The organism is Bacillus sp. BC05(2025), assembly GCF_056725905.1.
Map to the genome: position 1 here is coordinate 481,027 of NZ_JBWYRA010000002.1, position 12,538 is coordinate 493,564.

The window sequence follows — 12,538 nt, forward strand, 5'->3', positions numbered from 1 at the left end:
TATTTTTATCATGACATAATCCATATATTTACTAGGCGATAGAAAGGAATACATACATTGAAAGATCCAAATTCTCAATATCAAATAGACTACGTATTACTATGCATCTTATTTGCCATTGGGACTGTTAGTTGCTTTGCAATTGCAAGTGCACAAGCCTCTTTACCACCATTTTTGCAAAATGTAAATTTTGTATTAAAGCAAATCCAGTGGTACTTCATTGGATTCATAGCCATTGGTGTTATTATGATTATCGATTTCGATCGTTATCAAAAAATTGCTTGGTATTTATATAGCTTTGCATTGGTACTACTAATTGGGCTAGAACTTCAAGTACCAGGTGCCATTACAATTAAAGGTGCGACCGCTTGGTACAGGCTCCCAGGCATCGGAAATTTCCAGCCTTCTGAAATTATGAAATTGTTTTTAATTATCGTCACCGGACGAATTATAGCAAATCACAATGAGAAATATTTTTACCGAACCATACACGATGATTTTTTATTACTCGGAAAAATATGCGCAACAAGTTTGCCTCCCCTGCTCCTTATTGCAAAGGAACCTGATTTAGGAAACACAATGGTAATTTCAGCTATGCTTGCAGCAATGATACTAGTTTCTGGTATACGTTGGCGGTTTATTTTCGGATTAGTTTCCGGTATTTTTGCAGCTGGCGTTACATTAACGTATATTTTTTTCACACATACAAAATTCTTTAAAGCACACATTTTACAAGAATATCAACTAAATCGCTTCTACGGCTGGTTAGCACCATATAAATATGATGCGCAAGGCTATCAATTAAGACAAGCTTTCTTAGCTACTGGATCAGGGGAAATGCAAGGAAAAGGTTGGGAAAATGGACAAGTATACTTTCCAGAACCACATACAGATTTTATTTTCACCAATATCGCTGAACAATTCGGCTTTTTAGGCGCAAGTTTCATTATTGCTCTTTTTTTCCTACTTATTTTCCGCATGATTCATATCGCTTTAGAAAGTAATGACCCTTTCGGTAGTTACATCTGCGCTGGTACAATCGGTATGTTTACTTTTCAAGTATTTCAAAATATCGGGATGACTATCGGATTGCTGCCTATTACAGGAATCACATTGCCCCTTATGAGCTACGGAGGAAGTTCCTTACTCACATACATGATAGCGATTGGATTTGTTTTAAACGTTCGCTCAAGGACAAAAGTCTTTATGTTTAACTGAAGCATAGATACGGTATATTTTTATCCCACTTTAATGGGCAGTAAGACCCCCACCTTAAAATTCAGAGAAAGCAAAGAAGTTAGGTGGGGGATCAACTGCCCATAAAAGTCCGATTGGTTCAACTAATAATCAGTGGGGGATGAAGAAAACCCCCACTGATTAAAGTTTCACTTTATCTCTATCCTTTTTTAGATATACTAATAAAAAATATGATGGAGGTTTAAATATGAAATATGACATTATAGGGGATATTCATGGATGCTTCCAAGAGTTTCAAGATTTAACGACGAAACTCGGATATAACTGGAATAATGACCTGCCGATTCACCCTGATCAACGCAAGCTTGCTTTTGTTGGCGATATTACAGATCGCGGTCCTCATTCATTACGTATGATTGAAATTGTATGGGAACTTGTCATAAATAAAAAAGCAGCTTATTACGCTCCGGGAAATCACTGCAATAAACTATACCGATTTTTCCTTGGACGTAATGTGACAATTGCTCATGGACTCGAAACAACTGTTGCCGAATATGAAGCATTGCCTTCTCATAAACAAAAGATGATAAAAGAAAAATTCATCACACTTTACGAGCAATCCCCTTTATATCACGTACTCGATGAGAAAAGGTTAATTGTGTGTCACGCTGGAATTCGGCAAGATTACATAGGAAGACAAGATAAAAAAGTACAAACCTTTGTATTATATGGCGATATTACAGGAGAAAAACATGCCGATGGCTCACCTGTCCGTCGCGACTGGGCGAAGGAGTATAAAGGAACAGCTTGGATTGTATATGGACATACACCCGTAAAAGAACCTCGCTTTGTAAATCATACAGTCAATATTGACACTGGCGCTGTGTTTGGTGGCAAACTAACTGGACTACGTTATCCTGAAATGGAGACTGTTTCTGTCCCTTCTTCCTTGCCCTTTGTTCCTGAAAAATTCCGCCCAATTTCATAACTTACGAAGACTGACCGTATCATTTAGGCAGCTCTTATATAAAGTGAAGCTTTAATCATCCCTCACCAATCGGACTTTTATGGGCATCCCGACCCCCACCTAAATTCTTTAATTTCGCTGAATTTTGAGATGGGGATCTTACTGCCCATTAAAGCGGGATAAAAACTGCTTAAAGTAATGAAAAAAAGATGCAATAAAGTGCATCTTTTTTTCATTACACGGCATATACTGTCGCAGGAGGTGACAGAATGAAGAAAAAATCTTCTAAACAAAAAAGAAAATGCCCGCCTTTTTATCTACCCATGTACGGAATTAACAACTGGTGTAGCATTCGAGCTGCAGCTGTAGAAGAACTGGAAGAACTGGAAGAACTGGAAGAACTGGAAGAACTGGAAGGACTGGAAGGACAAGAGGCATCCCCAAAAAACAAAGCTAGACCAAAATATGTCTCTTTAGAAAATGCTGTAATGAGCCGCATAATTGACAATAGAAAAACAAAGATGCAGCAAAAAAATAAACCTCTCTCCACTCATGCTGAACAGATTATATCTTCTGAGCAAACAGAAAAAAATACAGAAGAAAACATCCCTGTAACAATAAATAAAAAAACGGAAGCAGAAATTCCAGCTGCTATTATAAATCAAGTGAAGAAAATAAAAGAAGCATTAGCACCATCCAATGATATACAAACAGAAAAAACGATCATCATTCAGACCCCTACACCTGAAAATACAAAAGTAAAAAAAGAGGGACGGTATGCATATGCAGAGGGACTTCACTCTCATGCAGAGGGTACAGTTTCACATGCAGAAGGGCTTCTGACACACGCAAAAGGTTCTTTCTCTCATGCAGAAGGATCAAAAACAAAAGCAACTGGACATAGTTCCCATAGTGAAGGAAGTGAAACGACAGCAGGTGGCGCTTATTCTCATGCAGAAGGTAAACATACAATCGCTTTAGGCGAAGCAGCTCATGCAGAAGGAACCGCGACTATCGCTAACGGATTTTCTTCTCATGCGGAAGGTAATCATACATCAACAGCTCATTTTGCAGGTAGCCATATTATGGGACGATTCGGTACAGCAGAAGAATCCTATTCTTGGTTTATTGCAAACGGTACAAATGAAACCGATCATAATATCGGTGCAAAGTGGCTTGCTCATAATGGAGAAATGTACATTGATGGCGCTTCTTACAATGCAAGCGGAACTGATTTTGCACAAATGTTTGAAACAGCAGACAATAGCCTTATTGATGTAGGTTATTTCGTTACATTTAGTAGCGAAGAAAAAATTCGAATCGCTACTTCAAACGATTCATTCATCTTAGGAATATCTAGCGCGACACCCGCTCTGATAGGAAATAGCGGTGCTTTAAGTTGGCAAAAACGCTACAAAACAGATAACTTTGGAAAACGTCAATATGTACGCACGGAGTTGCAAGACATACAACCTCTTTTAAATACAGAATGGGATCCAGCTTGCAAATATATAGCAAGAAAAGATCGTACCGAGTGGCTTCCTGTCGGATTAATTGGACAAATGTTAGTACGTGATGACGGTACTTGCGAAACGCATGGATATTGTCGTCCAAATAAAGATGGCATTGCTACAAAATCCGAAAGTGGCTTTTTTGTTATAAAGCGCACGGGTGAAAACCAAATTTTAATATTATTCCGCTAAGAAAAAAGGGAACAAAATTCTTCGTTACATAAGAATTTTGTTCCCTTTTTAAGTATGTCTTAATACCGCTTGCATATCGCTTGGAATCGGTGTAGTGAAAGACATTTCTTTCTCTAAAATAGGATGATAAAACGTCAAGGATGTACTGTGAAGCGCTTGTCGTTTCATTTCATCCCTTTTTCCACCATATAAAGTATCGCCAAGTAGCGGATGTCCTATGTGCGCCATATGTACACGAATTTGGTGCGTTCTTCCTGTATCAAGCTCAAGCGATACATGCGTCTTATGATTGGCGCTATCAATCACTCTAAAATGAGTAACTGCTCTTTGCCCCTCCTCACAAACGGTTCGCTCAATAATACTATCCGATTTTCGTCCAATCGGTGCATCAATCGTTCCACCTCGTTCTCTCATTTCACCATGAACGATTGCTTCATACGTTCTTTTCACAACTTTTTGTTGGTGCTGTTTCGATAAAAGATGATGTACGAAACGATTTTTTGCAATCAGCATAAGCCCTGAAGTATCGCGATCTAGCCTCGTTACGACGTGCACCGTACTTGCAAGATGTTGCTTATCATAATGAGATAAGAGCGCATTCGCAACACTTCCTGCCGGATGTTCTCTAGACGGAATCGTTGACATGTTTGCCTCTTTGTTTATGACAAGAACTGCATCATCTTCATATACGATACATAAAGGAATATCTTCTGCACTCATCCCTTCACTTCTTTCCTCTATTGGAAAAAAGACACGTAATTCTTCACCAGCTTGCAACTGATGACGAACGCTCGCATGTTGACCATTTACTTCTATAGCTCCGCCGTGAAACTTTATATCCGTTAATGCGGCTTTAGAAATCCCTTTTGTTTTTAAAAATTCTCTAACTAAAGTTCCCTCTTGGGCCGATTCTATATCCCATTTCAATGTAAATCTGTTCAAATATATAAACCCTTTCTATTTATCTGCAACAAACGAGTCACGAACTCGTTTCCAGAACGGGAATGGACGGAAACGAACAAATCGTACTTTTTCGTTTGCAACGCGATACTGAATTGATTTCACATCTTGATGAACCATCGTTAAATGGTCCACCGTAATTTGTAAGTTCATCCCTGCAGCCGGCTTCAACACACATGTATGATGTTTCGGCAGTACGAGCGGCGAACCTACCGTACGAAACACACGGTTATTAATAGATGCCATTTCTGCAATTTGAATCGCTTCAATAGAAGGGTGAATAATCGCTCCACCAAGTGCCTTATTATACGCAGTGCTTCCCGAAGGAGTAGAAATACAAAGGCCATCCCCGCGGAACGTTTCAAAGTACTCTCCGCGTATTTCCACTTCTGTTACTAATGTACCTTCTGCACTTTTCACAGTCGCTTCATTCATCGCTAAATACTGCGACTCTTTACTCCCATTCACATAGCGAATAATCACTTCTAAAAGCGGATATTCCACCACTTGGAATGGTGTTTTAGCAATTGCAATTACTAATTTCTCTACTTCTGTCGGTAACCAATCTGCATAGAAACCTAAATGCCCTGTATGTACACCAACAAATGCTGTTTCAGCCAATCGATCATAATAACGATGAAATGCATATAAAAGCGTTCCATCTCCCCCAACAGAAATTACAATATCGGGTTCCTTTTCATCCATTATGAATCCAAAATCTAGCAAGTATTCTTTCATCGTGCTTGCCAGTGCATCTGATGATTGATCTCCCTTTGACATAATTGTAAATTTCATCGCCCAACACCCTTTAGTTTATGATTCGGAATCTTTCGTTTCTTGCTTTCTTGAAAAAGCTTTCTGCGCTTCTTGAATTTCAAGTCGGATAGAAGACATTTCTTCATCTAATAAAAATGCTGCTTCCGCTGCACGTTGCAAGCGTATTTTAATATCTTCAGGAAAACGTCCACTATATTTATAATTTAAAGAATGCTCAATTGTTGCCCAAAAATTCATTGCTAGCGTGCGTATTTGGATTTCTACCAATACTTTTTGTTCACCTTGAATCGTTTGAACTGGGTAACTAATGACAACGTGATAAGAACGATAACCGCTATCTTTCTTCTGCGTGACATAATCACGTTCTTCCACGATTTCAAAGTCATTTCGTTTTCGAAGATATTCTACAACAGGCTTAATCTCATCAACAAATTGACACATCATTCGAAGGCCCGCGATATCTTGCATATCTTCTCTCAGCCGGTTCAGCGGTACATTTCTCTTCTCCGCTTTATCAATAATACTTGGAACCGACTTTACCCTTCCTGTTACAAACTCAATTGGAGAATGCTCTGTTAACATTGCAAATTGAGTACGCATTCCTTTTAGTTTCACTTTCAGCTCTGCCACCGCTTGGTGGTAAGGTGCTAAAAATTCTTCCCAATTTCGATTCATTTCAACCACCACCAAAATCAATCCATTTGCTTATAGAAATACTTTTTCTACAGCAGTTACTAGTTCTTCTCCGTAATTTGCATTACCTTCAATATTTTCAACTAAATATTCTACTTCTTCTTTTAATCCTTCTAATTCCATTTCAATGTCATTCACACGAACGAACATAACCACATTGTTATTCATCGCTTCATGCATTGCTTCCCAGCATGTGTGCGGAATACTTACATAAATGAAAGATGATTCGTTTTCTAAGATATATAAAAATGATAAATTGTCTGAGTCTACAAGTACATGATTACGTGCACTTAACTCCTTTACCTCTATTTCACTATTTTCCGCACAAAAAATAAGAGCATTCTCTCTCTTTTCTACGCTCTTAACTTGAATTTTATTTTGCATGCTCTAACTCCTCCATCTCAACTTCCTGTCTTACTTAACAGTATTATTGTATCATAACATGGACGCAAACAAATAAAACATTGAACCAAATTTGTGAAAAAGCGATAATGTGTAAAGAATTATTTTTACAAAGGAGCGCATACAATGACACAGGAAATCGAAATTGAATTTAAAAATATTGTTACAGAAGAAGAATTCAATACATTATGTAAATCATTCTCTATTGAAGTATTTACGAAACAGGTAAATCACTACTTTGAAACACCGAATTTCTCGTTAAAAGAAGCTGGCTCTGCACTTCGTATTCGTCATAAAGGAGAAACTTATACATTAACATTGAAACAACCTGCAGAGGTTGGTTTGTTAGAAACACATCAAGTCGTAACAGAAGAAGAAGCAAAAATGATGATGGCGACAAACGTAATCATTCCAGGGGCTGTAACGGATCAACTACACAAATTACAAATTCCTGTTTCTGCTTTAACCTATATGGGTAGTTTAACAACTGAAAGAGCTGAAACGTTATTTGAAGGCGGAACACTTGTCTTTGATCATAGTTTCTATTACAATCACGATGATTATGAAATTGAATTTGAAGTGCAAGATGAAGAAACAGGAAAAGCTGCCTTTATTCATTTATTAAAGCAACACGACATACCAATCCGTCATACAAATAATAAAGTAAAACGCTTTTTCCTTGCCAAACAAAACAAAGCACGCTAAAGTGAAAATTCCACTAGTGAATACGTTCTACTAGTGGATACATCTCACTTTTAAAAAGGAAAAGATTCTTTTACATCTGTAGAATACGCAAAGGACGTTATGAAGGCTATTTATTTGCCCTCTCTAACATTCCATTGCTACAATAGATATACATTTCATGGAAAAAGGAGTTTATAAAGGATGAGCAAGCAACCGATGACACCATTTGAGGCAATTGGCGGTGAACAATGCATTGCAATATTAGTAGATACATTTTATTCCTATGTCAGTAAGCACCCTGACCTATCTCCCATCTTCCCGGATGATTTAACAGAAACCGCTAGGAAGCAGAAACAATTTTTAACACAATATTTAGGTGGTCCTAATTTGTACACTGAAGAACATGGTCATCCTATGTTAAGAGCACGCCATCTCCCGTTTGAAATTACGCCAAAACGAGCAGAGGCTTGGCTATCCTGTATGGAGCAAGCAATGGATGACACAGGAGTGCACGGTCATATAAGAGAGTTCGTTTTTGAACGTTTAGCATTAACTGCTCAGCATATGGTTAATACTCCAAACGAAACAGGTGAAATATAATGGATAAACAGGAAGCAAAGCATATCAATATGCCATCTCCTTCCGCATGTGAGCATAAGTCTGTAGAAGCATATTTATTTATTGATCCACTTTGTAAAGATTGCTGGGAAATTGAGCCCTTTATTATTAAACTATGGCTTGAATACGGGAAATACTTCTCAATTCGTCATATCGTAACAGGAAAAGTGGACGGAACGAACGCTTCCTCACACAAATGGAATAAACCTGCTAATATTCGATTTGTGTGGGAAAAGACAACAAGTTTACAAGGTTTTTCATGTGATGGAAAGGTACATATGCAAGAAGCATCGTCAACACCATATTTAGTTTCGATGGCAATTAAGGCAGCGGAGTTGCAGGGCCGAAAAGCAGGTTCGAAGTTTTTGCGAAAACTCCAAGAATACATTTTCCTTGAAAATGTATCAAATCCTGACTGCGAATTATTACTTGCATGTGCAAGAGATAGCGCTATTGATGTAGAAGAATTTAAAAAAGACCTCTATTCCGCTAGCGCAAAAAAGGCATTCCAATGTGACTTAAAATTCACAAATGAGATGCATATTACAGAAATACCTTCTCTCGTATTTTTTCATGCGAATTCAGATGAAGAAGGTATTAAAATCGCTGGAACGTATTCCTATGATGTATACGTACAATTATTAAAAGAACTTGTAAAATGTGAAATCGAGCCAGAACCATTACCACCTTTAGAAGTGTTACTAGAAGCAACGCAATTTATCTCTTCAAAAGAAGTAGCATTTATATATGACTGCCCGCAGCAAGAAATCGAGCGTGAACTAAAAAAATTACAACTGAAACGAAAAGTACAAATGATTGACGTAAAATGTGAGCGTTATTGGAAATGGATAGCAAAAGAAGAAGACCTGGTGTAAACACCAGGTCTTCTTCTTTACGGCTTATAAAAATATTAAAGGGGATGGGAGAAATTTTCACGTTCAAACAAAGGGGTATATGTTTGTATGTGAATTCGTTCACGCTTATTATATTACAAGATTCGACGTCAGATGACAACCCCTTTTGTCGAATTTCACACTTTTGTCACATTCTAAACGTTTTCATTTCTGAATAAGCTATAAAAAAGCTATTTTGGAGGTGTTTTGTATGAAAAAAACGTATATTTTATTAATCATTCTAGCTGTCATCATTTCTTTTTTCTTGTACATCCTCTCTCTACTACAAGCTTTTCCTAAAATGATTGCTTTCCCTCTTTTATTCGGAGTCATTGTCATTGCTCTCTCTTATTTCAACCATAAAAAACGATTTAAAGGATTTTAATGAACTGTAAAACTGCCTTCTACTTTAGAAAAAAGAAGGAAATTCACTTTATTTTCCCGACAAATATCGACAAAAATATATAAACAAAAAGACGAGGTAAATTCCTCGTCTTTTCTATTACTTCTCTTCAAATAATAATGCTTCTAATTCATTTAATTTTTCTTCAAATACTTGCAATGCTTCTTTTACCGGTTCTGGAGATGCCATATCTACTCCTGCTCTTTTCAGCACTTCAATTGGGTAATCTGAGCTTCCTGCTTTTAAGAACTCATTAATGTAACGTTCTACTGCTGGTTGCCCTTCCTCTAAAATTTGTTTAGATAGAGCCGTTGCTGCACTAAATCCTGTTGCGTATTGGTATACGTAATAGTTGTAGTAGAAGTGCGGAATACGAGACCACTCTAAACCAATTTCTTTATCGATTACTAAAGCATCACCGAAATATTTCTTATTTAAATCATAGTAGATCTCCGTTAACATGTCTGGCGTAACCGCATGTCCCTCTTGTACTTTCTTATGAATAATATGCTCAAACTCTGCGAACATCGTTTGACGGAATACAGTACCACGGAATCCTTCTAAATAATGATTTAATAAGTATAGACGCTCTTTCTTATCTTCTGTCGTTTTTAATAAATAATCGTTTAGAAGCGCTTCATTACAAGTTGATGCTACTTCCGCAACGAAGATTGAATAATCACCGTATACGTGTGGCTGCGTTTTTCTTGTGTAGTAACTATGCACAGAATGACCAAATTCATGAGCAAGTGTAAATAAATTATTTACATTATCATGCCAGTTCATTAAAATATACGGATTTGTTCCATATGCACCAGATGAATATGCTCCGCTTCGTTTTCCTTTATTCTCATACACATCTACCCAGCGATTTTCATATGCTTCTTTCAAAATATCAACATATTCATCACCAAGTACGTTTAAAGACTTTAATAACATGTCTTGCGCTTCTTCATACTTCACGTTCATTTTCACTTCTGGTACAAGTGGTGTATATAAATCATACATATGAAGCTCATCAAGTCCTAGTGCACGCTTACGAATATCAATGTAACGATGTAACAAATGTAAATTATCATTTACAGAGTCAATAAGTTGATCATACACCGCTTCAGGAATATTATTATTACTTAATGCAGCTTGACGTGCAGAATCGTATTTACGAACGCGCGCATTGAAATTATTACGCTTCACTGCTCCACTTAACGTACTTGCAAATGTGTTCTTATATTTTCCGTACGTTTCATATACAGCTTTAAACGCATCTTCGCGTACACGACGATCATCACTTTCTAAAAATTGAATGTAACGACCATGTGTAATTTCTATTTCTTCTCCATCCTCACCTTTAATAGATGGGAATTTCAAATCCGCATTATTCAACATACCAAATGTATTACTTGACGCACTCATTACTTCAGATGCTTCTGCTAATAGTGCCTCTTCCGCTTCAGATAATACGTGAGGGCGTTGACGCGTAATTTCTTCTAACGCATGTTCATATACACTTAAGTCTCTATTTTCTTTTAAGAATGTTTGCAATGTATCTTCTGAAATCGATAAAATTTCAGGCACAATATATGCTGTGCTACTAGATACTTGTGAATATAAATTTGTTGCACGGTCATTTAACGCTTGATACACAGAGTTTGTCGTATCTTGATCGTAACGCATATGTGCATATGTATATAGCTTACCTAATCGCATTGAAATTTCATCTTCATATTGCAATGCTTCAAGTAAATTGTTCGCAGAGTCACCAAGTTTCCCTTTAAATTCAGTTAACTTCGGTAATAGCTCTTTAATAGCTTGGAATTCTTTTTCCCATTCTGCATCTGTTTGGAAAATATCTTCTAATCGCCACGTACTTGATTCTTCAATCTCGTTACGATCCGGTAATGCTTTTGCTGTGTTTTGTTCAGACATGCTTTAAGCCCTCCTTTAAATATCTCTACTTACATACAATTCGATTTTTCTTATGTAATTCCTTCACGATCAGTCTTTATTATATCCCCTTTTCCTTCTCTCATGTTGTACTTTGCCTCAAATAAAGATAAGGCATACGCTAAGCAAATTTCATCATATTTTATAACTTCCTCCTCTGTTTTTAACATAGCTATTCCCCTTATTTTCTGGTACTTATAAGTCCCTACTTTACGTAATACACCTGCATAACATAAAAATGTCATATACTCAGTAACTGCTCCTTTCCATATATGTGGTGAAAAGTACGGGAGCATGCGCCTTTTCGTATACTTTTTCACATAGCTACACGCATACTCGAGGGAAATACAATCCCCTACTGCAAGCTTACCTATACACTTTATATATAGGAAAGCTTGCCATATAAATGGATTTGTTTGAAAAGCGAATGAGGACGGGAGCGGCACACCAATTTCAGAAGGGAAATTTGCTGGGGTACATTTACATTGATATAAGAGGCGTAAGAGTGACTTATGATTATAATTCCAAATAGGCAAAGCATTTTTTCGAAAATAGTCCTTTCTCTGCTTCCATTCTCGGTCTAATATTTCTTTTTTGAATGGAACAGGAGAAAAGAGCATTTCAACAGTAGTCGTTTCAGTTGGTAAATATATAATATGTGAGAAAGAGACGCTTGTAGAAAATGAAGTAAGAAACGCGCATTTCATAAATGATTTTTGTTTCGAACAGAAGAAAATAAGAAGTGGCTGAGGATAAGATTGTAAGGAGAAAGCCATAAGAGAGGAGAATTTCATCCAATATGCAGAGTGCTTTTTCAATTGATTTCCACCAATGATCCAAATGACCTGTATACCAGCTCGCCAATACGAATAAGTTCGTTTGTACAGCTGTTCTATAGAGAGATTTGCACACTGGTATTCAATCGCAATTTTTCTCCCTGCTCTCTCTATGAAAATATCTGGTCGTTGCTGAATCTCTGGCAAATAATGCTCTATATCTACATGAAAGTTTTGACGTTTGAACCATCTATATAACAATTCTTTACCGTGCCTATGATACATAGATTCTGCTTCATAAAAGGCAAGACACGCATCCATTTTCTTATGAGCAAAATGCCAACTTTTTTGTTTCCCTAATTTCATTTGCACTTCCTTCCCGCAAGCTATGCAAAAGAAGCTTTCCCTTTTCCGCATACGGTGTAACAGCTCTTCATCATGATGATAAAGTAGATGAATTTTTTCTCCGTTTTCTCTTTTGGCGATAAACAACAGAATCACACCCTTTCAGCTCCTATATT

General features: G+C 37.1%; 13 protein-coding genes. 7 read left to right on the plus strand and 6 right to left on the minus strand.

The features are described from left to right. The first annotated feature begins 57 nt into the window (after positions 1-57). The 3 genes from ACZ76X_RS08390 to ACZ76X_RS08400 all read left to right on the plus strand — a co-directional run bounded on the left by ACZ76X_RS08390 (position 58) and on the right by ACZ76X_RS08400 (position 3,867). Entirely contained in the window at positions 58-1,218 is a 1,161-nt protein-coding gene (locus ACZ76X_RS08390; RefSeq protein ID WP_479850165.1) for an FtsW/RodA/SpoVE family cell cycle protein, read from the plus strand. A 226-nt stretch (positions 1,219-1,444) separates the two neighbouring features. Beyond that, complete coding sequence (gene prpE, locus ACZ76X_RS08395) at positions 1,445-2,185, plus strand: bis(5'-nucleosyl)-tetraphosphatase PrpE (RefSeq protein ID WP_098670244.1); 741 nt, start codon at positions 1,445-1,447, stop codon at positions 2,183-2,185. Between the two features lie 248 nt (positions 2,186-2,433). Then, positions 2,434-3,867, plus strand: coding sequence for a peptidase G2 autoproteolytic cleavage domain-containing protein (locus tag ACZ76X_RS08400; protein ID WP_479850166.1), 1,434 nt, complete (start codon positions 2,434-2,436; stop codon positions 3,865-3,867). A gap of 48 nt (positions 3,868-3,915) precedes the next feature. Here ACZ76X_RS08400 and ACZ76X_RS08405 read toward each other — a convergent pair whose 3' ends face one another. From ACZ76X_RS08405 to ACZ76X_RS08420, 4 genes are read right to left on the minus strand one after another with little or no spacing between them, the layout of a single operon-like run. Then, positions 3,916-4,809: an RluA family pseudouridine synthase gene (locus ACZ76X_RS08405; RefSeq protein ID WP_479850167.1), complete on the minus strand. Its 894-nt coding sequence runs from the start codon at positions 4,807-4,809 to the stop codon at positions 3,916-3,918. 15 nt (positions 4,810-4,824) lie between these two features. Beyond that, positions 4,825-5,622, minus strand: a complete 798-nt coding sequence (locus ACZ76X_RS08410) for an NAD kinase (RefSeq protein WP_000673182.1) — start codon at positions 5,620-5,622, stop codon at positions 4,825-4,827. Positions 5,623-5,640: 18 nt separating this feature from the next. After that, entirely contained in the window at positions 5,641-6,279 is a 639-nt protein-coding gene (gene yjbM / locus ACZ76X_RS08415; RefSeq protein WP_306184986.1) for a GTP diphosphokinase, read from the minus strand. 30 nt (positions 6,280-6,309) lie between these two features. Then, a complete protein-coding gene (locus ACZ76X_RS08420) occupies positions 6,310-6,681 on the minus strand; it encodes a UPF0738 family protein (protein WP_479850168.1) in 372 nt (123 codons plus the stop codon). A 144-nt stretch (positions 6,682-6,825) separates the two neighbouring features. Between ACZ76X_RS08420 and ACZ76X_RS08425 the strand changes: the two genes are divergently transcribed. From ACZ76X_RS08425 to ACZ76X_RS08440, 4 genes are all read left to right on the plus strand, one after another. Then, positions 6,826-7,404 carry a CYTH domain-containing protein gene (locus tag ACZ76X_RS08425; RefSeq protein ID WP_479850169.1) on the plus strand — a complete coding sequence of 193 codons (579 nt, stop codon included), beginning with the start codon at positions 6,826-6,828 and terminating at the stop codon, positions 7,402-7,404. 180 nt (positions 7,405-7,584) lie between these two features. Then, a complete protein-coding gene (locus ACZ76X_RS08430; RefSeq protein WP_000043381.1) occupies positions 7,585-7,983 on the plus strand; it encodes a globin domain-containing protein in 399 nt (132 codons plus the stop codon). Continuing rightward, on the plus strand, positions 7,983-8,876 hold the full coding sequence (locus tag ACZ76X_RS08435; protein ID WP_479850170.1) for a ClpXP adapter SpxH family protein: 894 nt from the start codon (positions 7,983-7,985) through the stop codon (positions 8,874-8,876). The genes ACZ76X_RS08430 and ACZ76X_RS08435 overlap by 1 nt, the downstream gene beginning before the upstream one ends. Positions 8,877-9,105: 229 nt before the next feature. Beyond that, positions 9,106-9,279 (plus strand): hypothetical protein, encoded by a 174-nt coding sequence (locus ACZ76X_RS08440; RefSeq protein ID WP_041184086.1) that lies wholly within the window; start codon positions 9,106-9,108, stop codon positions 9,277-9,279. Between the two features lie 117 nt (positions 9,280-9,396). On the opposite strand, the gene pepF is transcribed toward ACZ76X_RS08440, so the two are convergent. Together pepF and ACZ76X_RS08450 are read right to left on the minus strand one after the other, a co-directional pair. Beyond that, positions 9,397-11,223, minus strand: coding sequence for an oligoendopeptidase F (gene pepF, locus ACZ76X_RS08445; protein ID WP_479850171.1), 1,827 nt, complete (start codon positions 11,221-11,223; stop codon positions 9,397-9,399). Between the two features lie 50 nt (positions 11,224-11,273). Beyond that, complete coding sequence (locus ACZ76X_RS08450; protein ID WP_479850172.1) at positions 11,274-12,518, minus strand: competence protein CoiA; 1,245 nt, start codon at positions 12,516-12,518, stop codon at positions 11,274-11,276. Positions 12,519-12,538 lie beyond the last annotated feature (20 nt).